The organism is Phycobacter sedimenti (genome assembly GCF_038148855.1).
GTDB lineage: Bacteria > Pseudomonadota > Alphaproteobacteria > Rhodobacterales > Rhodobacteraceae > Phycobacter > Phycobacter sedimenti.
In genome coordinates, this window is sequence record NZ_JBBVGR010000010.1 from 22,299 (window position 1) to 48,274 (window position 25,976).

Consider the following 25,976-nt stretch of genomic DNA (forward strand, 5'->3'; position numbering starts at 1 on the left):
TGCTGTGACTGCGACGTTACGCGAATGACATTACTGTACCCCTCGAAGGCACGGTCGTGACCATCTGCAGTTGCGGAGCGTGACCGTATGCGCGGTTAGACTGAGACTAGACTTTAGGAGTACAGACGATGGCCACAGGCACCGTCAAATGGTTCAATACAACCAAAGGCTATGGCTTTATTGCCCCTGACGCGGGTGGGAAAGACGTATTTGTCCACATTTCAGCGGTAGAGCGGTCCGGCCTGACCGGCCTCGCCGACAACCAGAAAGTGTCCTACGAGCTGCAACCGGGCCGTGATGGCCGCGAGTCTGCCGTGGACCTTCAACTGCTCTGACCGCAGTTTCCAACTAGACCTACCGACGTCTGGCAGCCCCCCGACAGCATCTTGGGGCTGTCCTTGTCGTGCCTTGGCAGCTGCGCCTCCAGGCGCGGCCATCTCTGATCGCTCAGTTCGCCTGCGCGCCGTGCGGGATCAGTCCTTTGCGCGCTGCACCAGCTCCAGAGCGATCGGACCAAGGGCGGCGACGTTCAGCTTCACGCCCTCCGGGTTGGGATGGATGTCATCATCCTGCAGGAACTGCTGCGCTTCGGCCGGATCGCCGCCGACCTGCTTCGAAATCCCGGCAAAGGCATCGGGATGCAAAAGCACTCCGTACTCCTCGGCCAGATCGGGATAGACGGCATCAAAGGCCGCCCGGTAGTCCGGCCCGTAGTTGTTGGGCGCCCGCATACCGATCAACAGCACTTCGACACCTTTGTCCTGCGCTGCCGCCAGGATCTTGGACAGGTTTGACTTCATCTCCTCGGCAGACAGACCGCGCAGCAGGTCGTTGCCGCCCAGAAGCACGATCAGCCCGTCAGGAGTGTCCGCAAGGGTCCAGTCGATCCGGGCCGCGCCCCCTGCGCTTGTGTCGCCCGAAACGCCAGCATTGGCGATCTCCACTTCAGCACCGTTTTCCCGCAGCCAGGTTTCCAGCTGCGGCACGAACCCATCCTCCTGATGCAGCCCATAGCCCTGCACCAGGCTGTCTCCCAGTGCCGTGATCCGAACAGGATCGGCCCAGGCCGCCGCACCCGCGGCCAAAGTCACGCCGATCATAACCCCAAGTACCGCCCATACCTTGCGCATTGCTGCAATCGCTCCATATCCCAAGTAACGTTCTCAACAGGCCCGGATTCATGACAGATCACATTCGTCCCGTTCTCCACCTATCAGATGCGTCTTTGACCCTGAATGGCAATACCGGCCCGGTCCGTATCCTTCAGGGCATCTCGCTGGATGTGCAAAAAGGTGAGACTCTGGGAATGATCGGAGCTTCCGGGTCCGGCAAGTCGTCTCTGTTGATGTTGATGGGAGGACTGGAGCAGGCCACCGGCGGCACCATTCATGCGCTTGGTCAAGATCTAACCGCGATGAACGAAGACGCGCTCGCCCGGTTCCGCCGTGCCCACATGGGTGTGGTGTTCCAGAACTTCCACCTTATCCCGGCAATGACCGCGCTCGAAAACGTCGCCACCCCGCTGGAACTCGCTGGCGCGCCCGACGCTTTTGACCGGGCGCAAGCCGAACTTGATGCGGTTGGGCTGGGGCACCGCTCGGGGCACTATCCGGCGCAGCTCTCGGGCGGTGAACAGCAACGCGTCGCCCTCGCCCGCGCACTGGCCCCGCGCCCCGAGATCCTGTTGGCGGATGAGCCGACCGGCAACCTGGATGAGGCCAACGGCGCGGCTGTCATGGATCTGCTCTTTGGCCTGCGCGACCGATACGGCGCGACGCTCGTAATGGTCACGCACGCGCCCGAGCTGGCCGCGCGCTGTGACCGGGTTGTGCGCCTGCGCGACGGGCGTCTGATGGAAGACCAGGCCGCGCAAGAGGCCGCCGAATGAGCCTCACAAAAGATCTGTCCCTCGCCTGGCGGTTTGCCCTGCGTGAGCTGCGCAGCGGCCTCAAGGGCTTTCGCATTCTAATTGCCTGCCTTGCCCTGGGTGTCGGGGTCATTGCCGCCATCGGATCGATCCGCGCCTCGATTGAGGCCGGTCTGTCCCGCGAAGGGGCAACGATGCTTGGCGGCGATGCGGAAATGTCCTTCACCTACCGCTTTGCAAATGCCGAAGAACGCGTTTGGATGGAAGGGATTTCTGACCGCCTCTCGGAGGTTGTCGATTTCCGCTCCATGGCTGTTGTGGGAGAGGAACGCGCGCTGACGCAGGTCAAGGCCATCGATGATCTCTACCCGCTGACCGGCCAGCTGCGCCTGAGCCCTGACATTCCGCTCGCTTCTGCGCTGGACGGATCGCAAGGGCTGCCGGGTGGCCTGATGGAGCGCGTACTCGCCGACCGTCTGGGGCTAGCTACTGGTGACACCTTCCGCCTCGGAAACCAGGATTTCCGCCTGATGGCCCTGATTGAAAACGAACCGGACGCCGCTGCAGCCGGTTTCACGCTCGGGCCGCGCACCATTGTTGCAACGCAGGCGCTGGCCACGTCCGGCCTGCTGGAGCCGGGAACGCTCTATTCTTCGAACTACCGGCTGGACCTGCCTGAGGGCGCAAACCTTGCGCAACTTCAGGGTGCCGCCGAAGCCGAATTCGCAGAATCCGGCATGCGCTGGAAGGATGCCCGCAACGGTGCCCCCGGCATTACCTCCTTCGTGGAACGTCTGGGCGGCTTCCTGGTGCTTGTGGGCCTGTCCGGGTTGGCCGTGGGCGGCGTCGGAGTGTCTGCCGCCGTGCGTGCCTTTCTCGCGGGCAAGACCGAGACCATCGCCACCCTTCGTACCCTTGGCGCGGAACGGCAGGTGATCTTCCTGACCTATTTCCTGCAGATTGGCGTTCTTGCCCTTGCGGGCATTGCTATCGGCATGGTGATCGGCGGGTTTGGCCCCGTCCTGGTCGGGCCGCTGATTGCCGCGCAACTGCCTTTCCCGGCGATCTTCTCGGTCTATCCCGGTGCCCTCGCGGAAGCTGCACTCTATGGAATTCTGACCGCTTTCATCTTTGCGCTGTGGCCACTGGCCCGGGCCGAGCGGATCCGCGCAGCCGCCCTGTTCCGGGACGCCTTTGCAGGCGGCAGCATGCTGCCCGCACCACGCTACCTTGTGGCAACGGCCGTGGCCTTGGCGCTGCTGGTCGGCGCTGCGGCGCTGTTCAGCGGTTCGGTCGAACTCACGCTCTGGACGGCGGCGGGGCTGGGAGGCGCGCTGGTCATCCTCATGCTGGCGGCGCTCATCCTCGGTCTGATGGCCCGGCGCGGCGCGCGCATTGCGCGCGGGCGCCCCTCCCTCCGCTGGGCGCTGGCGGCCATCGGCACCTCCCGTGACGGGGCGGTTCCGGCGGTGCTTGCGCTCGGGCTCGGCCTGACGGTTCTGGCCGCCATCGGCCAGATCGACGGCAACATGCGCCGCGCCATCACCGGCACCCTGCCGGACGTTGCCCCGTCGTATTTCTTCGTGGACATCCAGCGCGACCAGATGCCGAGCTTCCTGGAACGGGTTGAAAACGACCCTGCCGTCAGCCGCATCGAAAGCGCGCCGATGCTGCGCGGCGTGGTCACGCAGATCAACGGACGCCCCGCGCGCGAAGTCGCCGGGGATCACTGGGTCGTACGGGGAGACCGCGGGTTGACCTATGCGGGCGCCAAACCGGCAAATACGCAAGTGACCGCCGGCGCATGGTGGGATGACGACTACAGCGGGCCGCCCCAAATCAGCCTTGCCGAAGAAGAGGCCGGAGAGCTGGGCATCGCCCTTGGCGACACGATGACCGTGAACGTTCTGGGCCGCGACATCACCGCCACCGTGACCAGCTTTCGGTCGGTTGATTTTTCCACCGCGGGCATGGGCTTCGTCATCGCGATGAACGAATCCGCGCTTGCCGCCGCTCCGCATAGCTATATCGCGACGGTCTATGCCGAAGCGGAAGCCGAAGCGCAGATCCTGCGGGATCTGGCACAGGAAATGCCGAACATCACGGCCATCCGGGTGCGCGATGCGGTGGATCGTGTCTCTGACATCCTGCGGCAACTGGCGGCGGCAACCTCCTACGGCGCGGCTGCAACGCTGCTGACCGGGTTCCTGGTGCTGCTGGGCACTGCGGCCGCCGGTGAGCCTGCCCGCCGTTATGAGGCGGCGCTTCTCAAGACGCTTGGTGCTCCGCGCAGCCAGATCCTCAGCAGCTTTGCGCTCCGCTCGATCATTCTGGGGGCTGGCGCCGGGATGGTTGCGCTGCTTGCGGGGATCGCGGGCGCCTGGGCGGTGAATTCCTATGTGTTTGAAACCAGCTACAGTATCATCTGGCCCAATGCGCTGGCGGTGGTGGGCGGCGGGATCCTGACCACCCTAATGGCAGGGCTTGCCTTTGCCTTGCGCCCCCTTGCGGCGCGTCCGGCCCGCATCCTGCGGGCGCGGGATTGAGCAGGTCGCTCCACAGACGAAAGAACAAGGGATCAACGCGTACAGCCGACGGGCTGCAGGATCTGCAGGAGGGCCACATTGTCGCAAACGAGCGAGGCCAGCGTCACATCATCAAGAGACGCGTAAAATGCCTCTGCAGCGGCAGTCAAAGCCTCTTTCAGCCGACAAGCATGGACCAGCGGGCATGTGTTGTCCACGTCCGCAAAACACTCGACCATGGGGAAACAGCCTTCCAGATCCCGAAAGACGTCACCGATACGGATTTCAGCGGCGTCGCGCCCAAGACTCATGCCGCCATTGCGCCCCCGCTGAGTGTTCAGGTACCCCAGCTGACCAAGCTGGTTGATCACCTGGGCCAAGTGGTTTTCAGATATGTTGCAGCATTCGGCCGTCTCGGTTTTCGTTACCAGCCTGTCCGCATTGGCCGCGCAATACATGAGCAGCCTGACGGCGATATTCGTACGCTTGGTAATTCGCATATTCTACTCACCCCCAAATATGCGGATTACAGTATATTAAACCTTCCCGCGCGGTTTGATATGGATCAAGCACGTGAGGGAGACTTTCTGAGGGCCGCATGACAACCCCGTATTTTTTTGGCTATGGCAGCCTCGTGAACACAGCCACCCATGAGTATCATGATCCGCGTCCCGCGCGCCTGTCGGGCTGGCGCCGCACCTGGGCGCACACGGATCTGCGGGATGTTGCTTTCCTCACTGCAATCCCCGCACCGGATCACGCGATAGACGGGTTGATCGCCGCAGTGCCGGGCGCAGATTGGGAAGCCCTCGATCAAAGGGAGTACGCCTATGATCGCCTCCCGGCGTCCAAGGCCGTGCATCATGACTTGCCGGGCGTACCCGAAATCTCTGTCTACGCAGTACCACAAACGCGCCAGAAGCCCGGATCCGAACGGCATCCCATTTTGCAAAGCTATCTTGACGTGGTTCTGCAGGGATACCTGAACGTCTTTGGTAAAGATGGGGCCATCGCCTTCATGGAGACGACAGACGGATGGGATGCTCCGATTCTGGATGACCGCAGCGCCCCCATCTACCCACGCCACCAGACGATCACTGCACAGGAACGCAGCCTTTTTGACGCCCTGATCGAAAGTGTCGGCGCGCGCAGGATCTCTTTGAAAGAATGAGAGCTGCAACGCGGGCAGACGGTCGCCTGGACTAAAGCACTGTGAAGCTCCGGCGACGAGCTGGGGGCCATTGCCAACCGCACGAATGACGGGAGGTCGCGCAGGAAGAGCAGCTCGTTCATGACAGTGATCACGCTGCCTGCGGCCTATTCGAGACAGTTTCCACGGGTTTCGAAGGCTGGTGTGTCATGGGTATCCGCCGCAACGCACCATCGACAGGATCAGGGTATAGCGGCTAGGACTGGGAACATGATTTCAAAAACCCTGCTTAATATTCAACGCCTCACCCGGCAACTCTGGATTCGGGTCGTCCTGATCTCGCTGTGCTCGCTGCTGGCGCTGGTACTCGCCCCCTTGCTGACACCCGTCTTGCCGGATGCGCTCAACACACGGTTCGGACGCGAGGCCGTTCTGCCCATCCTGACGATCCTGGCCTCAGGCATGCTGGCGGTGACGACCTTTTCGCTCAACGTCATGGTCAGCGCCTATCGCACAGCCTCTTCGATGGCCACGCCACGGGTCTATCGGTTGCTCCTGGAAGACACCGTGACGCAAAGCGTTCTCGCCACCTTTGTAGGCGGATTTGTGTATTCCCTGAGTGCAATCATCCTGTTTCGCGCCGAATTCTACGCCCCGCAGTCCGCCATTGTTGTCTTTGGCATGACCATCTTCGTCGTGGTTCTGATCGTGATCGCGATCCTGCGCTGGATCGATCATCTGTCGGGGCTGGGCAGCATGGATCACACGCTCCGCATGATCGAGACCCGCGCCCGAACCAGTCTCATTCAACGGGCCAAACGCCCTTGTCTTGGCGGACAAGAAGCCAAGAACGACGACTGCCCCGCTGGCGGCAATCCGATCCCGGCAAAGAACAGCGGCTTTGTCCGGTTCGTCGACATGGCGCGCCTGAATGAGACCGCCGAAAAGGGCAATGCACATATCACCCTGCATCGCCGACCCGGAGATTTCGTGTTGCGAGGTCGCCCCGTGGCCTGGGCCGAAGGTCTGGACAAAGCCGGGTGCGCGGACCTTTCCTCCGCCTTCGAGATCGGCGATGTGCGCAGTTTCGATCAGGATCCCCGCTTTGGCCTCACGCTATTGGCCGAAACCGCGCAAAAGGCGCTCTCTCCCGGTGTGAATGATCCGGGCACGGCCATTGAGGTGATGGGACGTCTTGAACGGCTGCTGTGGGAGACACTGGAAGAAAGCCCTTCCGATCAGGACTGTATGTTCAAAAATGTCAGCCTGGTCCCGGTCGCCCCGCGCAGCCTTTTGAACAACAGCTTTGCGCCGATCGCACAAAGCGGTGCCGAAGATACGCAAGTGATGGATTGGATGGACAAGGCCCTGTGCGCTCTTGCGCAGCATCCCACCGACGGATTGGCAAATGCCGCCGAGGCGCTGCGCCTTGAGCTGTTCCCGAAGGCAACGCAAGACTAGCCCAGCCAAAGAAAAACGGCCCGCACACTGCGGACCGTTTGTTCGAATTCTGCACGTGCCGAAGAAGGCCGTCCAGCGTCAGCCCTTTGCGCGGACCCTTTCCATCAAGGCCAGAAGCGCGCTCATATCGGGGCCGCGTTCCATGCCGGTCACGGCCTTGCGCAGCGGCATGAACAGGGATTTGCCCTTGCGACCCGTGGCCTCTTTGACGGCTGCAGTCCAGCTGCCCCAGGTCGTCGCATCGTATGGGCCATCGGGAAGCATTGTCATTGCCTCGGCGATGAAGTCCTTGTCCTCATCAGCGATCAGCGGCTCAGCGCCATCGCGGCACAGCGCCCACCAGCCCTCAAGATCCTTGAGCGTGGTGATGTTTTCCTTGGCCACATCCCAGAAGGCAGCCTGCTTGTCCGCCGGAACGCCCAAGCCTTCGATCTGCGCCTGCACCGCCTCAACCGGCAGGGTTTGCAGGTAGCGGCCGGTCAGCGGGAACAGATCCTGCACGTCGAATTTCGTGGGGGCCGAGCCGAAACGTCCGATGTCAAAGCCCTCGATCAGCTCGGCCATGTCAGAGCGCAGCTCGACCGGGTCAGACGAGCCAAGGCGCGCCATAAGGCTAAGCAGAGCCATCGGCTGCACACCCTGCTCACGCAGATCACGCAGAGCCAGCGTACCCAGACGTTTGGAGAGCGCCTCGCCCTGCGGGCCGGTCAGCAGCGAATGGTGGGCAAATTCGGGAACCGCGCCGCCCAGCGCCTCGATGATCTGTATCTGGGTGGCGGTATTTGTCACGTGGTCCGATCCGCGCACCACATGGGTGACGCCGAATTCGGTGTCATCCACCACCGAAGCGAGCGTGTAAAGGAACTGCCCGTCGCCCCGGATCAGCACCGGGTCCGAAACCGAAGCCGCATCGATCGAGATATCGCCCAAGATGCCATCGGCCCATTCGATACGTTCCTGATCCAGCTTGAAGCGCCACACACCATCACCGCGCTCGGCGCGCAGGGCCGCTTTTTCATCATCCGAGAGGGCCAGGGCGGCGCGGTCATAGACCGGCGGCTTGCCCATGTTGAGCTGCTTCTTGCGCTTGAGGTCCAGCTCGGTCGGGGTTTCGAAGGCCTCATAAAAACGCCCGATCTCGCGCAGTTTGTCCGCTGCCTCGTGATAGCGGTCCAACCGTTCGGACTGACGCTCCACACGGTCCCATTGCAGGCCCAGCCACTCCAGATCCTGTTTGATCGCATCGACGTATTCTTCCTTGGACCGCTCCGGGTCGGTATCGTCGATGCGCAGGATGAAGGTCCCGCCAGCCTTGCGGGCGATCAGGTAATTCATCAGCGCTGTGCGCAGGTTTCCCACGTGGATGTAACCAGTGGGCGAGGGAGCAAAACGGGTGGTGGTCATCAATGGTCTCCTGTTGACCTGCCCCATCTCACAGAAGAGCTGTTTTGTCCAGTTTTCCAAGCGGTGCTGGAGAGCCGGCGCGCGCCTCGGCCCACACTTACCTCACGTTTCCGTGATCAAAACCGCCGACGGACTTGCAACCCCTGCGCGCGCCCTACCTCTGCGCAAGGCCACATCGCATAATTCAGCCTGACCACGGACAGAGAGGAGACCAAAGACATGACCCTGAAATTATCCCGCCGAGCCGCTTTGACCGGTGCAGCAGCCCTGCCCCTTGCAGCGACCGCCGCGCCCGCCCTTGCCGATGGACACGCCGCCAAGGCCCCCGCAAGCCACACGCGCAGCTTCAAACTGGGTGATTTTACCGTCACCACCCTGCTCGACGGCAGCCTGCCGCGTGACGGCGCCAAGGAGATCTTTGGCGGCGGTGCAACGGACGAAGAATTCGCCGAAGTCTCTGCTCAGAACTTCATTCCGGCCGATATGGCGCAGTTCTTCTTCACCCCGACACTGGTAGATACCGGCAGTGAAAAGGTGCTGTTTGATACCGGCCTCGGACAGGGCGGCATCCAAAAGGCCCTGGCCGAAGCGGGCGTCACCCCCGATCAGATCGACGTGGTGGTTCTGACCCACATGCACCCCGACCATATCGGCGGCATGACCACCGACGGCGCGGCGACTTTTGCCAATGCGCGCTATGTGACCGGACGCGCCGAATATGACTTCTGGTCCAAGATGGACGCCGGCAACCGGGTTGGCGATCTGGTGGCCCAGAAAGTGACCCCCATGGCCGAGAAGATGTCCTTCATCGAGGATGGCGGCGAGGTTGCATCGGGCATCTCCGCCATGGCGGCCTTCGGGCATACGCCCGGCCACATGACCTACATGCTCGACAGTGGTGGACAGCAGCTGGTGCTGACGGCAGATCTTGCCAACCACTACGTGTGGTCCTTTGCCCATCCTGAATGGGAAGTCAGGTTCGACATGGACAAGGAAGCCGCCACCGCATCGCGTCGCCGTGTCATGGACATGCTGGCTACAAGCCGTACGCCGATGATCGGCTATCACATGCCCTTCCCGGCTGCCGGTTTCGTGGAAACCCGCGGCGATGGCTTCCGCTTTGTGCCCGTCAGCTATCAGATGATGGGCTGAGAGACGCAGAGGCCGCGACGGTGACATCAGGCGTGGGCGTTACAGCCCGCGCCTTTTTCGTGAATCGGTCCAGCGCAAAGGCGCGCGGATCCACGATCGGCGTATCCCCCGTGACAAGATCGGCCGTCAGACGCCCCGCTGCGGGGCCGATGCCAAACCCATGCCCCGAATACCCCGTGGAGACGAAAAGCCCCGGCAGGTCATCCACCTGAGAGATCACCGGTAGGGCATCGGGCGTCACGTCGATCATACCGCCCCAGCTTTGCACGACATCGGCGCCCTGAAGGACCGGAAACGCCTTTTGCGCCGCCGCCCAACTGTTTCGGATTGCCTTCTGCGACGGTTCAGGATCCAGCACACGGCAAGCCTCGAAGGGGGTGTGCTGATCCGGTTGCCAGCGTCTGCTCTGAGCCGCCTCAACGCGCCAGCGATCGGACAGGCGGAACCGCAGGGAGCGCCATTCCTCAAGGAAGGCAGGCACGAACTTCAGGGCCAGGCGGAAACTGTCGGGCACCAGATCCACCACGTTTTCGGCTCCATCGGCAATCGAGTAGCCACCATCGGCCCGTTTGCGCAGGGCAAAGCCCTTGGCCCACATGGCGACTTCGGGTCCTTCCTGCACCGCCGATGTCCGCAGCACCGAGTTCAGCACCTTGAGCTGCGGCAGCCAGACGCCCGCATTGCCAAGGAACAGCCGCGACCAGGCACCGCCAGCGACCACCACGGCAGAACACTCCACGCGGCCGCGCTCGGTCATCACGCCGCAAATCTTCCCGGCTTCGGTTTCGACACTACGCACCGCGCATTCGGTCATGACTTTCGCCCCGGCGGCACGCGCCGCGCTGGCAATCGCGTGGGTGGCCAGTTGCGGCTCGGCCCGGCCATCCTGCGGCGTATGCAGGGCCGCAATCGTCCCGGTCTGGTGCCCAGGCATCAGCGCCGCCAGTTGTTGCCCGCGCACCATCCGGGCAGGCGCGCCGAAGGGTGCCATATGCTTGGCCCAGGCTTCGAGATCGGCCGCGGCTTTCTCGCGCTCGGCGGTGAACAGGATACCCGCGCGGGTAAAACCGGTGGGATGGCCCGTGCGTTCCTCAAGCCCCTCCCAGATCTCCATGGCCTTTGCCATCAACGGCAATTCGCGGGGATCACGCTGGGACATGCGTACCCATCCCCAGTTGCGCGAGCTTTGCTCGGCGCCGATCTGGCCTTTTTCGCACAGCAGAACAGAGTAGCCCCGCTCGGCCAGTTCCAGAGCGGTGGTGGCGCCGATGATTCCCCCGCCGATGACGACCGCATCGACACGTTTGGGCAGGGCAAGATCAGCTTGGAAATGGGGCAGCTTAGGTCCAGGCATGAGAAGGTTAATGCCGCGCGGCGCAGGCGCGGTCCATAGGTCAAAATGGCCCAAACGCGCGCAAGCGATCAGCTGTGGTTTTTTGGCGTCAGCCGGCCCGTCAGCTGGGATCGCGCCAGCGGTTCGCGATGGGGTACCGGCGGTCCAGCCAGAAGGCGCGCGGCGTCAGGCGCGTGCCCGGCGCAGACTGGAAGCGCTTGTATTCACTGATATAAATCAGGTGCTCCACCCGTTTGGCCACGTCACGATCAAACCCGGCGGCCACGCAATCGGCAATCGAGCCTTCCTCGTCCACCAGGATCGTGAGCAACGCATCCAGCTCGGGGTAATCGGGCAGGCTGTCGCTGTCTTTCTGATCTTCGCGCAGCTCGGCAGATGGGGGTTTGTCGATCACGTTGGGGCGGATCACCTCCCCCGCTGGGCCCATCATCCAGGGCCGGTGATTGGCGTTGCGCCAGCGGCAGGTTTCAAAGACGCGGGTCTTGTAGAGATCCTTGATCGGATTGTAGCCGCCGTTCATGTCGCCATATATGGTGGCATAGCCAACGGCGACCTCGGACTTGTTGCCGGTGGTCAGGAGCATCTCGCCGAACTTGTTGGACATCGCCATCAACAAAAGGCCACGCAGGCGGGACTGGATGTTCTCTTCGGTCAGGTCAGCATCGCGCCCCTCGAACAGCGGCGCAAGCGTATTCGTGATCGCCGCGCGCCCCTCGCTGATCGCCACATAGTCATAGCGCACGCCCAGCGCCTTGGCGACAGCCTCCGCATCCTCAAGAGACTCCGCGCTTGTATATTCCGAAGGCAGCATCACGCAGCGCACGTTATCGGCCCCGATCGCATCGACGGCAATGGTGGCCACGATGGCCGAATCCACCCCGCCGGACAGGCCCAGTAGCGCCTTCTTGAAACCTGTCTTGCGCATGTAGTCACGCAAACTCTCGACCATGGCACGGTAGTCCTGCTCCCATGCGTCCGGCAAATGGGCTTTCTCGCCTTCCACCGCGCGCCAGCCTTCGGATGTGCGCTCCAGATCCAGCTGAGTGATCGCCTCGTCGAAAAGCGGCATCTGCACGGCCAAGGCCCCGCCGGGGTTCAATACAAAACTGCCGCCATCGAATACCTGGTCGTCCTGACCGCCCACCATGTTGAGGTAGATGACGGGAAGCTCGGTTTCGATGCAGCGGGCCACCATCATGTTGTAGCGCACCTCCATCTTACCCCGGAAATACGGCGAGCCATTGGGAATCAGCAGAAACTCGGCGCCGGTTTCAGCAAGGGTTTCCGCGACATCCTCATGCCAGCCGTCTTCGCAGACCGGGCTGCCGATGCGGGTGTCATCAATCGCATAAGGCCCGCCCAGCGGCCCGGCATCAAAGACGCGCACCTCGTCAAAGACGGTTTCATTGGGCAGGTGGTGCTTCAGGATGCGCGAGGCGATACGTCCCTCTTTCAGGATCAGATAGGCGTTGTAGAGTTTGCCATCCTCGGCCCAGGGCGCCCCCACCGCCAGCGCGGGTCCGTCCGCGCAATCCATCGCCAACTGCTCGGCGGCAGCCATGGCCGCCCGGTGAAAGGCCGGCTTCATCACCAGGTCTTGCGTGTTGTACCCCGTCAGAAACATCTCGGGCAGGGCCACCAGTTGCGCCCCGGCCTCCTTCCCTTCCTCCCAGGCAGCGCGGGCCTTGGCGACGTTGCCACCGATGTCACCCACCGTGGGGTTGAGCTGCGCCAGAGTGATACGGAACCGGTCTGCCATGGTGATCGCGCCCTTCGAAAAGTCTGTTACCAGCCGTTTATCAGATACGGGGCCAAGGGAAAGAGTGCGCCGAGCAAAAGACATTGCGACAGGGCGGAGTGTCGCATAGTTTCCAAGCACAGATGCTAAGATAGCAGGCGCTCCGCGTCGACTGACACCGCGCCCCGCCAGCAGTTGCCGGGGCAGAACCAAAGGGCAGGCAGAAGTTTCATGACCCGTTTAGGCACCGCACTGGCTTTTTCGACGGCTTTGGCACTGGTTTCCACCGGGCTTGTACAGCCCGCCCTGGCGCAAGACGGCCAGGTCATGACCACGCAGGACGAAATCGGCGGCGTCTACGAAGGCACCTTTCGCGGCGGATTGCAGCACGGGATCGGCACTTACAAGCTACCCAGCGGCTATGAATACTCGGGTGAATGGGTGGATGGCGAGATCCGCGGTCAGGGCGTTGCCCGCTACCCCAATGGCGCGGTCTATGAGGGAGAGTTCGTCAAGGGCAAACCCGAAGGCCTGGGCAAGATCACCTTTGCCGATGGCGGCACCTACGAGGGGGAATGGTCCGACGGGCTGATCAATGGCAAGGGCGTTGCAGTCTATGCCAACGGCGCGCGCTATGAAGGCGACTTTGTGAACGGCCAGCACCATGGCACAGGCGTGATGCAGAACCCCGGCGGCTATGAATATGCCGGTGACTGGATCGAAGGGCGCAAGGAAGGGGAAGGGAAGATCACCTATCCCGATGGCGCGACCTACGAAGGCGGAATTCTGGATGGCCAGCTTCATGGCATCGGCACTCTGATCATGCCGGATGGGCTGGTTTACGAGGGCGAATGGGCCAACAACCAGATGCACGGTCAGGGCAAGCTGACCCAGCCCAATGGCGACATATACGAAGGCCCCCTTGAAAACGGGCGCCGTCAGGGTCTCGGCCGCCAGGTGCACGCCAATGGCGATATCTACGTGGGCGACTTTGCGGATGACTTGCGCCACGGGAATGGCACCTTCACCAAGACCGACGGCTATGTCTACGAGGGCGAATGGCTTGCAGGCCAGATCGAGGGCGTCGGCAAGGTTACCTACCCTGACGGGTCGGTCTATGAAGGTCAGTTCCGCGACGATCTGGCCGAAGGTCTGGGCAAGATCACCTACCCAGATGGGTCAACCTACGAGGGCGACTGGATCGCCGGCGTGATCGAAGGGCAAGGCACCGCGACCTATCCCAATGGCGTTGTCTATTCCGGCGGCTTCAAGAACGCCCGCAATCACGGTCAGGGCGTGATGACCTATGAAAGCGGGTATCGATACGAGGGCGAATGGAAGGACGGCCAGCGCCACGGGGCGGCCAAGGTCACTTATGCCGATGGCTCCATCTACACCGGGGAGTTTGCCAACAGCCAGCGCCACGGCAAGGGCCGGATCGAAATGCCCGGCGGCTTTGTCTACGAGGGCGACTGGCAGGAAGGCAAGATCACCGGGACAGGCGTCGCCACCTATGCCAATGGCGACGTCTACGAGGGCAGCTTTGTCAACGGCAAGCGGCAAGGCCCCGGCCTGATGCGCTATGCCACCGGACAGGAAACCAGTGGCGCCTGGGAAAACGGGGCGCTGGTGACCGACGGCTCGGATGATGCGTCATCGACTGAACCGACCGATCCCGCAGATAACAACTGACGGCGGATCGGCCAGAACCGCCAGTCAATTCCGGATGCAGCTGCGCTAGACCCGAGCACCGTCATCCATGCGGGCCAGAAATGCCTCTGCATCGGAAATGATCTGCGCCCTTCGGCCTTCAGCCATCCGGTCCCATGTGCGGTACATGTTGCCCATGCGCGGATTGGCCGCGAACCTCTCGCGGTGACGCACCAAAAAGTGCCAATAAAGCAGATTGAAGGGACAGGCCCCCTCCCCGGTCTTCTGGCTGACCTTGTAGGCGCAGGTCTTGCAGTAGTCGGACATGCGGTTGATGTAGGCCCCGCTTGAAACATAGGGTTTGGAGCCGACAACGCCCCCATCGGCAAATTGACTCATGCCAACCGTATTTGGCGCCTCTACCCACTCAAAGGCATCGGCATAGACGGCGAGATACCATTCGTGGACCTCGGTTGGGCTTATACCCGCCAAAAGGGCGAAATTCCCTGTCACCATCAGGCGCTGGATGTGATGGGCATAGGCCTCTTCCCGCGTCTGTGCGACCGCTTCTGACAAGCAGCGCATATCCGTCTCCGCCCCCCAATAAAGCGGCGGCAGCGCGCGGACATGCTCCAGAGCATTGCGCCGGGGGTAGTCTTCGCCTTCCAGGAAATAGATTCCCCGCACGAACTCGCGCCAGCCAAGGATCTGCCGGATGAACCCTTCGGCGGCGTTTATGGGTACGTCCCCTTTTTTCCAAGCCTCCTCAGCGGCGCGGCAAATCTCCAAAGGCTCCAGAAGACCAATGTTCATGTAGGGCGACAGCACCGAATGATAGAGCCATTTCTCGCCGCGCAGCATGGCGTCCTGGTAGTCCCCGAACAGCGGCAGCCCGTCGCGGATGAACTGCTCAAGCGCGCGCAGGGCATCGCTGCGCGTCACTGCGAAATGAAACGGGAGCAGATCGCCAAAGTGATCGCCAAATCGCTCTTCCACCAGATCCAGAACCTCTTTGGTTTCTGCATCAGGGGTGAACTGCATTGGCCCGCTGCCGCTAATCTCTTTCGGCGGCGCCTTGCGATTATCATGGTCAAAGTTCCACTTGCCCCCAGCGGGTTTGCCCCCCTCCATCAAAAGCCCGGTCTTGCGCCGCATCTCGCGATAGAAATACTCCATGCGCAATTGTTTGCGGCCCTCGGCCCAGCCCGTGAAATCGGCACGGGAGGCGATAAAGCGCGTATCCGGCTTGAGGCTGACCTTGATCGGCAGAGATTGCAAATCGCGGATCAAGCGCCATTCACCGGGCGTCGTCGCGATCACCTCGTCCGCGCCGGTCTGCTGCGCGCGGCGCAACAGCTCATCGGCAATAGTCCCGGTGTTTTCTTCATCATCAAGGCGGGTATAGGCAACATCCCAGCCATCGGCGCGCAATTCGCCAGCAAACTTGCGCATGGCAGCAAGGATCAGCGCTATTTTCTTGGGATGATGGCGCACGTAAGTGCCCTCTTCGGCCACCTCTGCCATCACCACCGTGTCCGCGGCCCTGTCACCTGCCTGCAAAGCGGACAGGGTCTCACTCAACTGATCGCCAAGAACGAGAATAAGTCGTGCCACGGGTATCTGCCTCATTGTAGCCGCCTGCATGAGCTAGGCGGTTTTCCCGTCGGATCAATTGCCAAAACCCTTTGGCTGGGTTCGACGCTGCCCTCCGCCTAAAGGGTCAATATGTCTGAACTATTTTCGCTCTTTCCATTCGCCTCATGGCCTGTATAAGGTTCCCCCATGACAGCACGCGCACATATCCACGGCCCGGCCACCGCCATTTGCGGTGCGGCCCTGCGCGACCTACTGATCCTAACCCGCCTCTGAGCGTGCCATTCGGCGCGCCCGCTCAGAGGAGGAGGTTTGCGCGCCAATCGAATGGATCCAGGACAGAGTTTTAAGAAAGCTACCGACATGACGAACGCACTCGAAAAAGATCGCGTATTGATCTTTGACACCACCCTGCGCGATGGCGAGCAAAGCCCCGGCGCCACCATGACCCATGATGAAAAGCTCGAGATTGCCGGGCTTTTGGATGAGATGGGCGTCGACATTATCGAAGCCGGTTTCCCCATCGCGTCGGAAGGCGATTTCAAGGCGGTAAGCGAGATTGCCGAGCGCTCCAAGAATTCCGTGATCTGCGGGCTGGCGCGTGCCAATTTCAAGGACATCGACCGCTGCGCCGAGGCCGTCCGAAAGGCGGCAAAGCCTCGCATCCACACCTTCATCGGCACCTCGCCGCTGCACCGCGCCATTCCGAACCTCAGCATGGACGAGATGGCCGAGCGCATCCACGACACCGTCACCCATGCGCGCAATCTGGTTGAGGATGTGCAATGGTCCCCGATGGATGCGACACGCACCGAGTGGGATTATCTCTGCCGCGTGATCGAGATCGCGATCAAGGCCGGTGCCACCACCATCAACATCCCCGATACCGTCGGCTATACCGCCCCGGTCGAGTCGGCTGACCTGATCCGCCGCCTGATCGAGACCGTACCCGGCGCGGATGAGGTGATCTTTGCCACCCACTGCCACAACGACCTCGGCATGGCGACCGCCAACGCCCTGGCCGCCGTGCAGGGCGGCGCACGCCAGATCGAATGCACCATCAACGGTCTGGGTGAACGGGCCGGCAATACCGCGCTGGAAGAGGTCGTGATGGCCCTGAAGGTACGCAACGACATCATGCCCTGGCACACGCAGATCGACACCACCAAGATCATGCATATCTCCCGCCGGGTCTCCACCGTGTCGGGCTTTCCGGTGCAGTTCAACAAGGCGATCGTCGGCAAGAACGCCTTTGCCCATGAAAGCGGTATCCACCAGGACGGGATGCTGAAGAACAAGGAAACCTTCGAGATCATGCGCCCCGAGGACGTGGGCCTGTCGGGCACCTCTTTGCCCTTGGGCAAGCACTCGGGCCGCGCCGCCCTGCGCGACAAGCTGGGCCAGCTGGGCTATGAGGTCGGCGACAACCAGCTGAAAGACATCTTCGTCCGCTTCAAGGAGCTGGCCGACCGCAAGAAAGAAGTCTTCGACGACGATATCGTGGCGCTGATGCGCTCGGGCGAGGATGCGGAGAACGACTATCTGCAGCTTGTGTCGATGAAGGTGATCTGCGGCACCGGTGGCCCGGCAGAAGCCACCCTCGAGATGGAGATCGACGGCAAGGACGTCAGCGCCACAGCCGAGGGAGACGGGCCGGTCGATGCAACCTTCAAAGCCGTGCGAAAGCTCTATCCGAATTCCGCTCATCTGCAGCTCTACCAGGTGCACGCGGTGACCGAAGGCACCGATGCTCAGGCAACCGTGTCCGTCCGGCTTGAGGAAGACGGCAATATCGCCACCGGCCAGTCGGCCAATACCGACACGGTCGTGGCCTCGGCCAAGGCCTATATCAACGCGCTCAACCGCCTGATCGTGCGCCGCGGCAAAGTCGGCGAGGGTGCCGATGCGCGTGAGATATCCTACAAGGACGCGACCTGAGCGTCGAAATGATCCGGCGCCGTGCCGTAGGCGCGGCGCCGGGCCCAACGCCTTTTCGACCATCTTGGATGGTCGGCAAAGGGGGCGGGAGGCCCCCGCCAATACCGGGGATCACCCCTTGTTCAGCTCTTCGAACAGTGCAGTGATGCGCAAGGCTTCCTCTTCGGCGCCAAAAGGCGCATTCACCACAAACATCCCCGACCCAACCATTCGGTGCCCCGCGCGCGCGGGCGGGAAACGCACCTCGTGCCGCAGGGCATCCGGCAGGTCCTGCGCCTCCAGCGCCGCCAGCATCTTCTCATGCGCCCCATCTGTCAGGATCGGGTACCAAAGCGCAATAACACCCACGTTCCACTTGCGGTGCAGCTTAGCGATGATGCCGGGAATGCGGGCGTAATCGGATTTCACCTCGTAAGACGGATCGATCAGCAGCAGCCCCCGGCGCGGCGTCGGCGGCGCCAGCGACAAGGCCAGTTCAAACCCATCCTGCTGGTGCACCTTGGCCCGCCACGGCTTTAGGGCCTGCCGCAGGGCAGCGCATTCCTGCGGGTGCAGCTCGGCGAAATGCAGGCTGTCCTGCGCGCGCAGCAGCGAGGCCGCCACCAGGGGCGAGCCAGGGTAGCTCGTGGCGCCAAACCGCGCACGGCAGTCAGCGATCGCGCGGCTGAGCGGGTGCTCTCCGGGCAGCGCGGCGGCCCCCAGCACCTTCGTGATCCCTGCCTCAGCCTCTCCGGTTTTCAGGGCTTCGGGGGCCTGCAACTCGTAAAGACCGCGCCCCGCATGGGTTTCGATGTAACTGAGCGGTTTGTCCTTGCGCGCCAGATAGGCCAGCATCCAGGCCAGAAGCGCGTGTTTCTGAACATCAGCCAGGTTTCCGGCGTGGTAGATATGTTGATACGACAGCATGAAATGCCACTATCCTCATTCGAAACCCAGAGAAAGACAAAACGCAGCGCATCGCGCGCCGAACCTGCGGGCAAGGCCCATGTTTCACAGGCGGAAAGGCGCTAGTTGTGCGCATTCGGCCCTTTCGCGGCGACGCTGCGCTGCTTATAAGTTCATCAGTGCGTGGCGGCAGCAGAGTCGCAGGCGAAACGGCAGAACTTACAGGATCCCTTTTATATGGCGCTCTTTGGAAATCTAGGCGGTCTGTTCACCTCGGACATGGCCATCGATCTCGGCACTGCGAACACCCTGGTCTATGTGAAAGGCCGTGGCGTGATCCTGTCCGAGCCGTCGGTGGTGGCCTACCATGTCAAAGACGGCGTCAAAAAGGTGCTGGCCGTGGGCGAGGACGCCAAGCTGATGCTGGGCCGTACGCCCGGATCGATCGAAGCGATCCGCCCGATGCGGGAAGGGGTCATCGCCGACTTCGACACTGCCGAGGAAATGATCAAGCACTTCATCCGCAAGGTGCACAAGCGCTCGACCTTCTCCAAGCCCAAGATCATCGTCTGCGTGCCCCATGGCGCGACCCCGGTGGAAAAACGCGCCATTCGCCAATCGGTTCTGTCGGCCGGGGCACGGCGCGCGGGCCTCATTGCCGAGCCCATCGCGGCAGCGATTGGCGCGGGCATGCCCATCACCGACCCGACCGGTAACATGGTCGTCGATATTGGCGGCGGCACCACCGAGGTGGCTGTCCTGTCGCTGGGCGATATCGTCTACGCGCGCTCGGTCCGCGTCGGCGGTGACCGCATGGACGAGGCGATCATCTCTTACCTGCGCCGCCAGCAGAACCTTTTGATCGGGGAATCCACCGCTGAGCGGATCAAGACCTCGATCGGCACCGCCCGCATGCCCGACGATGGCCGCGGCCAGTCCATGCAGATCCGGGGCCGCGACCTGCTGAACGGTGTGCCCAAGGAAATCGAAATCAGCCAGGCCCAGGTGGCCGAGGCGCTGGCGGAACCAGTTCAGCAGATCTGCGATTCCGTGATGACCGCGCTGGAAACCACCCCGCCGGACCTGGCGGCAGATATTGTCGACCGGGGCGTCATGCTGACCGGCGGCGGCGCGCTTCTGGGCGATCTTGATCTGGCCCTGCGCGAACAAACCGGGCTTGCGGTTTCGATTGCCGACGAAAGCCTCAACTGCGTGGCCCTCGGCACCGGCAAGGCGCTGGAGTTCGAAAAGCAGCTCCGCCACGCGATTGACTACGACAGCTAAGGCGCCTTTTCCTCTCTCCTTGAAGAGAGCAGGCGCCCGAAAGGAAGCCTTTGGCCAAAGACCGCTCACAGCGCGACGACTACTCAGCCCCGCTGCGACGCCTGCTGATCGGGCTTGTCTGCCTGTGTCTTGCAGCCATCTTTCTGATTTGGCGCATCGACAGCCCGCGGGTTGAACGCTTCCGCGCGCAGCTGGTAGATACAGTGGTGCCCAGCATGGATTGGGCCATGGCCCCCGTCACCGGGGCCATCAACCTGATCCGGGATTTCCAGAGCTATCAACGGCTGGCCGAGCAGAACCGAGAGTTGCGGTCAGAATTGCGCCAGATGCGCGCCTGGAAAGAAGCCGCGCTGCAGCTGGAACAGGAAAACGCCCGCCTTCTTGATCTCAACAACGTGCGTCTCGACCCCAAGCTGACCTATATCACAGGCGTTGTACTGGCGGACAGCGGCTCGCCCTTCCGCCAGTCGGTGATCCTCAACATCGGTGCCCGCGACGGCATCCAGGATGGTTGGGCGGCCATGGACGGCATCGGGCTGGTGGGCCGGATTTCCGGGACTGGCCAGGATACCTCCCGTGTCATTCTGCTGACCGATGCCGCAAGCGCGGTTCCCGCGATCATCCAGCCCTCGGGGCAGACGGCTCTGGTCACGGGGGACAATACAGCAGCGCCCGTTCTCGACTTTCTGGAAAGCCCGGACCTGATCCGCCCCGGCGACCGCGTGATCACCTCGGGCGACGGATCGGTCTTTCCGCCGGGCTTGCTGATTGGTCAGGTCGCAGAAGACCGCTCCGGACGCAAACGCGTCCGCCTCTCGGCTGATTACGAACGGCTCGAATTCCTGCGCGTGTTGCGCCATCAGGGATCCGAAGCGATCAAGGAACCCGGCGCGCTGGTGGTGCCTGCGCCGGATGCGACCACACCACCACAGCGCCCCGATGGCCTGGGGCCGCAATCCCTGTCCACATCCGGTGGAGGTGGCAATGGCTAGCACCTCTCCGGGCCGGATCTGGATGATGCGCTTGGCTTTCCCTGTGCTGGCGCTGATCCTGATGTTCTTTCATCTTTTGCCGCTGGACACCCTGCCCAGCCGCTGGGCACCGCCTGATCTGTTGCTGGCCCTGGCCCTGGCCTGGTCTCTGCGGCGCCCAGATTTTGTGCCTGCAGTCCTGATAGGCGCGACCATGCTGGTGGCGGACATGATGTTCCAGCGTCCCCCCGGTTTGTTTGCGATGCTGGTGGTATTGGGCTGCGAATTTCTGAAGTCGCGTGTGATGCCGCATCGCGAAACCGCGTTTGCCGCCGAATGGCTGGCCGTCGCCGTCGTGATTTGCGGTATCGTCATATTGAACCGGGCCATCCTTGCCATTCTTGCGGTGGCTCAGGCCCCCCTTGGGCTCACGCTTATTCAGGCGGTATTGACCATCGCCGCCTATCCGCTGGTCGTCGTGCTGAGCCAGACCCTTTTGGGCGTGCGCAAACTCTCCCCGGCCGAAGCCGAAGTTCTGGGGAGCCGCTGATGAGACGCAATCCCAAAGAGCTGGAATTCACCCATCGCAAGCTGACCCGCCGCGCCTTGTTGCTGGGCGGGATGCAACTGGCCTTTGCAGGCGGGCTGGCGGCGCGCATGCGGTATCTGCAGGTGGATCAGGCCGATCAGTTCCGCCTTCTGGCCGAAGAAAACCGCATCAACATTCGCCTGCTGCCGCCCGCGCGCGGCGAAATCTTTGACCGCAACGGCATCGTGCTGGCGCAGAACTCGCCCTCCTACCGCATCATCATCGTGCCCGAAGACGCTGGCGACGTCGGAGAGGTTATCGCCAAGCTTTCACGGCTGATTCCGCTTGCGCCGGAGGACGTGGAGCGCGCCCTCACCGAAATGCGCCGCTCGCCGCCATTCCTGCCGGTGACCCTGGCGGATCAGATCGGCTGGGAGGATATATCGAAAGTGGCGGTCAACGCCCCTGCCCTGCCGGGCATCACGCCAGAGGTGGGCCTGACGCGGGTCTACCCGCAGGCACATGCGCTTGCCCATGTGGTTGGCTATGTCGGGCCGGTCTCGGACTACGACCTGAGCAAATTGGAGACACCGGAACCCATACTGCGTATTCCCCGTTTTCAAATCGGAAAGGTCGGTTTTGAGTCCAAACGCGAGGACGCGCTTCGCGGCAAGGCAGGCGCCAAACGGGTCGAGGTGAACGCCACTGGTCGCGTCATGCGCGAACTGGACCGGCGCGAAGGGGAACCCGGCGCCGACATGCAGTTGACCGTCGACGCCGAATTGCAAAGCTATGTTCAGGCCCGCCTTGGCGGCGAAAGCGCCGCCGCCGTGATCATTGACTGCCGGGATGGCGATATCCACGCGATTGCCTCTTCGCCCAGTTTTGATCCGAACCTTTTTGTGCGCGGCATCTCGGTGGCGGATTATCGCATGCTGACCGAAGATCCCTTTCGTCCCTTGGCGAACAAGGCGGTTCAGGGCACCTATCCGCCCGGATCGACCTTCAAGATGGTCACGGCCCTGGCCGCCCTCGAAGAGGGGCTGATCGGCACCGATGAGACCGTTTATTGCCCGGGATATCTGGAGGTCTCGGGACGCAGGTTCCACTGCTGGAAACGGGCAGGTCATGGTCATGTGGACCTCAACGCCTCTCTGAAGCAGTCCTGCGATGTTTACTATTACGACCTTGCCCTGAAGGTGGGAATCGACAAGATATCGGCGATGGCAAACCGGCTTGGTCTTGGGGTGCGCCACGATCTGCCAATGTCGGCAGTGGCCAGCGGGCTGGCCCCGAACCGCGACTGGAAACAGCGGGTACATGGGCAGGACTGGCTGATCGGGGACACGGCAAACGCTTCTATCGGGCAGGGCTACATGCTCGCCTCTCCCATGCAGCTGGCAGTGATGACGGCCCGTATCGCATCGGGACGTGACATAACGCCAAGGCTTTTGAAATCCATCGATGGGATCGAACAGCCGAGCGCAGAGCCCGAAGCGCTCGGCCTCAATGAAAACAACCTGCGCACGGTGCGGCGTGGCATGTTTTCGGTCAGCAACGACCGGCGCGGCACCGGGTATCGCTCGCGCATCATCGCCGAAGACATGCGCATGGCCGGGAAAAGCGGCACCAGCCAGGTCCGCAACATCACCGCAGCCGAACGCGCGGCAGGCGTTATCCGCAACGAGGACCTGCCATGGGAGCGACGGGATCATGCGCTCTATGTGGCCTATGCGCCCTTTGACAACCCGCGCTTCGCCGTTTCGGTGGTTGTCGAACATGGCGGAGGGGGGTCCACCGCGGCGGCGCCGATCGCGCGTGACGTCCTGTTGCAGGCGCTGTATGGCGGCACCCCGCCACTTTCGGCCTACCCGAAGGCAGACCGCAACCGCATCAAGGCACAGCAGGAGCGACTGGAGCGTGAGCGCCTGAAGCGCGAAGACGCAGGAGGCAGTGACCGGGCATGAGCTATCTTGAACACCACGCCAAATCGGTTCCGACGGGCCTGCGCAAGATACTGTACCTGAACTGGCCGCTGACGCTGCTTTTGGCCTCGGTCGCGGGTGTGGGATTTCTGATGCTCTATTCGGTGGCCGGAGGGTCCTTTTCGCCCTGGGCCGAACCTCAGGCCAAACGCTTTGCCCTTGGCATGGCCGTGATGCTCGTGGTGGCCATCGTGCCGATCTGGTTCTGGCGCAACATTTCCGCCCTCGCCTACCTCGTCTCGCTTGTCCTGCTCCTTGCAGTCGAATTCTTTGGGACCGTCGGCATGGGGGCGCAGCGCTGGATCGATCTCGGCTTTATGCGCCTGCAGCCGTCCGAGCTGATGAAAATCACCTTGGTGATGCTTCTTGCCGCCTATTACGACTGGCTGCCGGCCGAAAAGACTTCTCGCCCCTTCTGGGTGCTGGTGCCGGTCCTGATGATCCTGATCCCGACCTTTCTCGTGCTCAAGCAGCCCGACCTTGGAACCTCGATCCTGCTGATGGCGGCAGGCGGCGGGGTGATGTTTCTTGCGGGCGTGCATTGGGCCTATTTCGCGGCCGTCATCGCCGCCGCCGTTGGGCTGGTCACGGCCGTCTTTCAAAGCCGGGGCACCGACTGGCAACTGATCAAGGACTATCAGTTCCGCCGCATCGACACATTCCTTGATCCGTCGCAAGATCCCCTGGGCGCGGGCTATCACATCACCCAGTCCAAGATCGCGCTGGGGTCGGGCGGCTGGTCCGGGCGCGGGTTCATGCAAGGAACCCAATCGCGGCTGAACTTCCTGCCGGAAAAGCACACCGATTTCATCTTCACCACCCTGGCCGAGGAGTTCGGTTTCATCGGCGGCTTTACCCTTCTCGGCATCTACGTGCTGATCATCGTTTTCTGCGTCGCCACCGCCCTTGCGGCGCGGGACCGGTTCTCCTCTCTTGTCACCTTGGGCATCGCGATCACCTTCTTCCTGTTCTTCGCGGTGAACATGTCGATGGTCATGGGGCTGGCACCGGTCGTGGGCGTTCCCTTGCCCTTGGTCTCTTACGGTGGATCGGCCATGCTGGTGCTGCTGGCCGCCTTTGGCCTCGTGCAAAGTGCAAATATTCACCGCCCGCGTTAAGCGCCATTCCCAACCACAGGACTTTTCTTCATGAGCATCTTCCACCTCGCCTATCATGTTGACGATCTGGAGCGCGCCCGCGCCTTTTACGGCACTCTTCTGGGCTGTCAGGAAGGGCGCAGCACGGACACCTGGGTCGATTTCAATTTCTTCGGACACCAGATCTCACTCCATCTGGGCCCGGTCTTTGCCACCGCCAACACCGGCAAGGTGGGCGATCACATGGTGCCGATGCCCCATCTTGGCGTGATCCTGCCGCAGGAGGAATGGCGCGCGCTGGCGGACCGGCTGCTGGCAGAGGGCATCGCGTTCACCATCGCCCCGACCACCCGCTTTGAAGGCGAGCCGGGGGAGCAAAGCACCATGTTCTTCCATGATCCCGCAGGCAACCCGATCGAGATCAAGGGCTTTCGTGACATGGCAGGAGTATTCGCCACATGATCAACGTCCAGTTTGCCGCCCTGCCCGCCCGTTGGGAGACCTACCGCGATCCACTCAAACACGCCTTTGCCAAGGCCGGACTGGAGGTGGACATGCGGCTCGACCACGCCTCGGATCAGGTGGACTACGTGGTCTATGCGCCCAATTCCGACCTTCAGGACTTCACGCCCTACACCCGCTGCAAGGCGGTGCTGAACCTCTGGGCCGGGGTGGAAAAGATCGTCGGCAATCAGACCCTGACCATGCCGCTCTGCCGCATGGTGGATCCCGGCCTGACCGCAGGCATGGTGGAATGGGTGACCGGCCATGTGATGCGCTATCACCTGGATATCGACCGTTCGATCACAGTGCAGGACCGGTGGGAGCCTGTGGTGCCGCCCCTGGCCTTTGGGCGCCCTGTTACCATGCTGGGCCTTGGCGCTTTGGGGAGCGCCTGTGCGCAAAGCCTCGCCCGCATCGGATTTCCGGTCACCGGCTGGTCGCGTTCCCCGAAGGAGATTGACGGGATCACCTGCCTCCATGGCGATGAGGGTTTGAAACAGGCCCTGTCAACGGCAGAGATCGTCATACTCCTCTTGCCGGATACACCCGCGACAACGAATATCCTGAATGCAGAGACACTCTCCCTGCTGCCCAAAGGCGCGCGGATCATAAATCCGGGCCGTGGCCCCCTGATCGACGATGCCGCGCTTCTGGCCGCACTCGACAGCGGGCAGGTGGGCCATGCCACGCTGGATGTCTTCCGGGTGGAGCCCCTGCCCGCAGATGATCCCTATTGGGCGCATCCGAATGTGACCGTCACGCCCCATATCGCTGCGGAAACCCGCGCCAGCACAGCCTCCGAGGTGATTGCCGAGAATATCCGTCGCGGCGAGGCGGGGGAACCTTTCCTTCACCTCGTCAATCGCGATCTCGGGTACTGAACGAGTTG

The 25,976-nt window shown here is 62.4% G+C and carries 22 protein-coding genes; 15 read left to right on the forward strand and 7 right to left on the reverse strand.

Going from position 1 to position 25,976, the window contains the following annotated elements:
* The first annotated feature begins 128 nt into the window (after positions 1-128).
* A complete protein-coding gene (locus tag AADA15_RS16940) occupies positions 129-335 on the forward strand; it encodes a cold-shock protein (RefSeq protein ID WP_065272777.1) in 207 nt (68 codons plus the stop codon).
* A gap of 138 nt (positions 336-473) precedes the next feature.
* Here AADA15_RS16940 and AADA15_RS16945 read toward each other — a convergent pair whose 3' ends face one another.
* Positions 474-1,130, reverse strand: a complete 657-nt coding sequence (locus tag AADA15_RS16945; protein WP_341642745.1) for an arylesterase — start codon at positions 1,128-1,130, stop codon at positions 474-476.
* A 50-nt stretch (positions 1,131-1,180) separates the two neighbouring features.
* Between AADA15_RS16945 and AADA15_RS16950 the strand changes: the two genes are divergently transcribed.
* Both AADA15_RS16950 and AADA15_RS16955 read left to right on the forward strand, forming a co-directional pair.
* The gene (locus tag AADA15_RS16950) at positions 1,181-1,888 is read left to right on the forward strand and encodes an ABC transporter ATP-binding protein (protein ID WP_341642746.1); all 708 of its coding nucleotides are present in this window, start codon (positions 1,181-1,183) and stop codon (positions 1,886-1,888) included.
* On the forward strand, positions 1,885-4,413 hold the full coding sequence (locus AADA15_RS16955; RefSeq protein WP_341642747.1) for an ABC transporter permease: 2,529 nt from the start codon (positions 1,885-1,887) through the stop codon (positions 4,411-4,413). Before AADA15_RS16950 ends, AADA15_RS16955 begins: the two co-directional genes overlap by 4 nt.
* Before the next feature lie 32 nt (positions 4,414-4,445).
* On the opposite strand, the gene AADA15_RS16960 is transcribed toward AADA15_RS16955, so the two are convergent.
* Positions 4,446-4,892 (reverse strand): RrF2 family transcriptional regulator, encoded by a 447-nt coding sequence (locus AADA15_RS16960; protein WP_341642748.1) that lies wholly within the window; start codon positions 4,890-4,892, stop codon positions 4,446-4,448.
* Between the two features lie 98 nt (positions 4,893-4,990).
* Here AADA15_RS16960 and AADA15_RS16965 point away from each other — a divergent pair, with 98 nt between their 5' ends.
* Complete coding sequence (locus AADA15_RS16965) at positions 4,991-5,563, forward strand: gamma-glutamylcyclotransferase family protein (RefSeq protein ID WP_341642749.1); 573 nt, start codon at positions 4,991-4,993, stop codon at positions 5,561-5,563.
* Between the two features lie 249 nt (positions 5,564-5,812).
* Positions 5,813-7,003 carry a DUF2254 domain-containing protein gene (locus tag AADA15_RS16970; protein ID WP_341642750.1) on the forward strand — a complete coding sequence of 397 codons (1,191 nt, stop codon included), beginning with the start codon at positions 5,813-5,815 and terminating at the stop codon, positions 7,001-7,003.
* A 78-nt stretch (positions 7,004-7,081) separates the two neighbouring features.
* Here the strand turns inward: AADA15_RS16970 and gltX are convergent, their stop codons facing one another.
* Entirely contained in the window at positions 7,082-8,407 is a 1,326-nt protein-coding gene (gltX, locus tag AADA15_RS16975) for a glutamate--tRNA ligase (protein ID WP_341642751.1), read from the reverse strand.
* A 219-nt stretch (positions 8,408-8,626) separates the two neighbouring features.
* On the opposite strand from gltX, the gene AADA15_RS16980 reads away from it, so the two are divergent.
* The gene (locus AADA15_RS16980) at positions 8,627-9,559 is read left to right on the forward strand and encodes an MBL fold metallo-hydrolase (RefSeq protein ID WP_341642752.1); all 933 of its coding nucleotides are present in this window, start codon (positions 8,627-8,629) and stop codon (positions 9,557-9,559) included.
* On the opposite strand, the gene AADA15_RS16985 is transcribed toward AADA15_RS16980, so the two are convergent.
* Both AADA15_RS16985 and AADA15_RS16990 read right to left on the reverse strand, forming a co-directional pair.
* Positions 9,537-10,913 carry an NAD(P)/FAD-dependent oxidoreductase gene (locus AADA15_RS16985; protein WP_341642753.1) on the reverse strand — a complete coding sequence of 459 codons (1,377 nt, stop codon included), beginning with the start codon at positions 10,911-10,913 and terminating at the stop codon, positions 9,537-9,539. The two genes, AADA15_RS16980 and AADA15_RS16985, sit on opposite strands and share 23 nt — an antisense overlap.
* Before the next feature lie 100 nt (positions 10,914-11,013).
* Complete coding sequence (locus AADA15_RS16990; protein WP_341642754.1) at positions 11,014-12,672, reverse strand: NAD+ synthase; 1,659 nt, start codon at positions 12,670-12,672, stop codon at positions 11,014-11,016.
* 210 nt (positions 12,673-12,882) lie between these two features.
* Between AADA15_RS16990 and AADA15_RS16995 the strand changes: the two genes are divergently transcribed.
* A complete protein-coding gene (locus AADA15_RS16995; protein ID WP_341642755.1) occupies positions 12,883-14,343 on the forward strand; it encodes a 2-isopropylmalate synthase in 1,461 nt (486 codons plus the stop codon).
* Positions 14,344-14,388: 45 nt separating this feature from the next.
* On the opposite strand, the gene AADA15_RS17000 is transcribed toward AADA15_RS16995, so the two are convergent.
* Entirely contained in the window at positions 14,389-15,915 is a 1,527-nt protein-coding gene (locus tag AADA15_RS17000; RefSeq protein WP_341642756.1) for a cryptochrome/photolyase family protein, read from the reverse strand.
* Positions 15,916-16,257: 342 nt separating this feature from the next.
* On the opposite strand from AADA15_RS17000, the gene AADA15_RS17005 reads away from it, so the two are divergent.
* Positions 16,258-17,832, forward strand: coding sequence for a 2-isopropylmalate synthase (locus AADA15_RS17005; RefSeq protein WP_341642757.1), 1,575 nt, complete (start codon positions 16,258-16,260; stop codon positions 17,830-17,832).
* A 111-nt stretch (positions 17,833-17,943) separates the two neighbouring features.
* Here the strand turns inward: AADA15_RS17005 and AADA15_RS17010 are convergent, their stop codons facing one another.
* Positions 17,944-18,738 (reverse strand): 23S rRNA (adenine(2030)-N(6))-methyltransferase RlmJ, encoded by a 795-nt coding sequence (locus tag AADA15_RS17010; protein ID WP_341642758.1) that lies wholly within the window; start codon positions 18,736-18,738, stop codon positions 17,944-17,946.
* A 216-nt stretch (positions 18,739-18,954) separates the two neighbouring features.
* On the opposite strand from AADA15_RS17010, the gene AADA15_RS17015 reads away from it, so the two are divergent.
* Genes AADA15_RS17015 through AADA15_RS17045 form a run of 7 tightly spaced genes read left to right on the forward strand, consistent with a single transcriptional unit; the run spans position 18,955 to position 25,968 of the window.
* Positions 18,955-20,001: a rod shape-determining protein gene (locus AADA15_RS17015; RefSeq protein WP_192965834.1), complete on the forward strand. Its 1,047-nt coding sequence runs from the start codon at positions 18,955-18,957 to the stop codon at positions 19,999-20,001.
* Positions 20,002-20,051: 50 nt separating this feature from the next.
* Entirely contained in the window at positions 20,052-20,993 is a 942-nt protein-coding gene (gene mreC / locus AADA15_RS17020; RefSeq protein ID WP_341642759.1) for a rod shape-determining protein MreC, read from the forward strand.
* Positions 20,986-21,522: a rod shape-determining protein MreD gene (locus AADA15_RS17025; RefSeq protein WP_341642760.1), complete on the forward strand. Its 537-nt coding sequence runs from the start codon at positions 20,986-20,988 to the stop codon at positions 21,520-21,522. Before mreC ends, AADA15_RS17025 begins: the two co-directional genes overlap by 8 nt.
* Entirely contained in the window at positions 21,522-23,468 is a 1,947-nt protein-coding gene (gene mrdA, locus AADA15_RS17030; RefSeq protein ID WP_341642761.1) for a penicillin-binding protein 2, read from the forward strand. The genes AADA15_RS17025 and mrdA overlap by 1 nt, the downstream gene beginning before the upstream one ends.
* Entirely contained in the window at positions 23,465-24,604 is a 1,140-nt protein-coding gene (rodA, locus tag AADA15_RS17035) for a rod shape-determining protein RodA (RefSeq protein WP_341642762.1), read from the forward strand. Before mrdA ends, rodA begins: the two co-directional genes overlap by 4 nt.
* A gap of 30 nt (positions 24,605-24,634) precedes the next feature.
* A complete protein-coding gene (locus tag AADA15_RS17040; protein WP_341642763.1) occupies positions 24,635-25,045 on the forward strand; it encodes a VOC family protein in 411 nt (136 codons plus the stop codon).
* Positions 25,042-25,968 (forward strand): 2-hydroxyacid dehydrogenase, encoded by a 927-nt coding sequence (locus AADA15_RS17045; RefSeq protein ID WP_341642764.1) that lies wholly within the window; start codon positions 25,042-25,044, stop codon positions 25,966-25,968. The genes AADA15_RS17040 and AADA15_RS17045 overlap by 4 nt, the downstream gene beginning before the upstream one ends.
* The last annotated feature ends 8 nt before the right edge of the window (positions 25,969-25,976 follow it).

Excerpts from the sequence above, each read along its gene's own strand:
- AADA15_RS16940 (WP_065272777.1), top strand. The coding sequence starts at position 129 with ATGGCCACAGGCACCGTCAAATGGTTCAATACAACCAAAGGCTATGGC.
- AADA15_RS16960 (WP_341642748.1), bottom strand. The coding sequence starts at position 4,892 with ATGCGAATTACCAAGCGTACGAATATCGCCGTCAGGCTGCTCATGTAT.
- AADA15_RS16965 (WP_341642749.1), top strand. The coding sequence starts at position 4,991 with ATGACAACCCCGTATTTTTTTGGCTATGGCAGCCTCGTGAACACAGCC.
- AADA15_RS17005 (WP_341642757.1), top strand. The coding sequence starts at position 16,258 with ATGACGAACGCACTCGAAAAAGATCGCGTATTGATCTTTGACACCACC.
- AADA15_RS16950 (WP_341642746.1), top strand. The coding sequence starts at position 1,181 with ATGACAGATCACATTCGTCCCGTTCTCCACCTATCAGATGCGTCTTTG.
- AADA15_RS16945 (WP_341642745.1), bottom strand. The coding sequence starts at position 1,130 with ATGCGCAAGGTATGGGCGGTACTTGGGGTTATGATCGGCGTGACTTTG.
- AADA15_RS17010 (WP_341642758.1), bottom strand. The coding sequence starts at position 18,738 with ATGCTGTCGTATCAACATATCTACCACGCCGGAAACCTGGCTGATGTT.
- rodA (WP_341642762.1), top strand. The coding sequence starts at position 23,465 with ATGAGCTATCTTGAACACCACGCCAAATCGGTTCCGACGGGCCTGCGC.
- AADA15_RS16985 (WP_341642753.1), bottom strand. The coding sequence starts at position 10,913 with ATGCCTGGACCTAAGCTGCCCCATTTCCAAGCTGATCTTGCCCTGCCC.
- AADA15_RS16990 (WP_341642754.1), bottom strand. The coding sequence starts at position 12,672 with ATGGCAGACCGGTTCCGTATCACTCTGGCGCAGCTCAACCCCACGGTG.
- AADA15_RS16980 (WP_341642752.1), top strand. The coding sequence starts at position 8,627 with ATGACCCTGAAATTATCCCGCCGAGCCGCTTTGACCGGTGCAGCAGCC.
- gltX (WP_341642751.1), bottom strand. The coding sequence starts at position 8,407 with ATGACCACCACCCGTTTTGCTCCCTCGCCCACTGGTTACATCCACGTG.
- AADA15_RS16995 (WP_341642755.1), top strand. The coding sequence starts at position 12,883 with ATGACCCGTTTAGGCACCGCACTGGCTTTTTCGACGGCTTTGGCACTG.
- AADA15_RS17015 (WP_192965834.1), top strand. The coding sequence starts at position 18,955 with ATGGCGCTCTTTGGAAATCTAGGCGGTCTGTTCACCTCGGACATGGCC.
- AADA15_RS16970 (WP_341642750.1), top strand. The coding sequence starts at position 5,813 with ATGATTTCAAAAACCCTGCTTAATATTCAACGCCTCACCCGGCAACTC.
- AADA15_RS17025 (WP_341642760.1), top strand. The coding sequence starts at position 20,986 with ATGGCTAGCACCTCTCCGGGCCGGATCTGGATGATGCGCTTGGCTTTC.
- AADA15_RS17045 (WP_341642764.1), top strand. The coding sequence starts at position 25,042 with ATGATCAACGTCCAGTTTGCCGCCCTGCCCGCCCGTTGGGAGACCTAC.
- AADA15_RS17040 (WP_341642763.1), top strand. The coding sequence starts at position 24,635 with ATGAGCATCTTCCACCTCGCCTATCATGTTGACGATCTGGAGCGCGCC.
- AADA15_RS16955 (WP_341642747.1), top strand. The coding sequence starts at position 1,885 with ATGAGCCTCACAAAAGATCTGTCCCTCGCCTGGCGGTTTGCCCTGCGT.
- mrdA (WP_341642761.1), top strand. The coding sequence starts at position 21,522 with ATGAGACGCAATCCCAAAGAGCTGGAATTCACCCATCGCAAGCTGACC.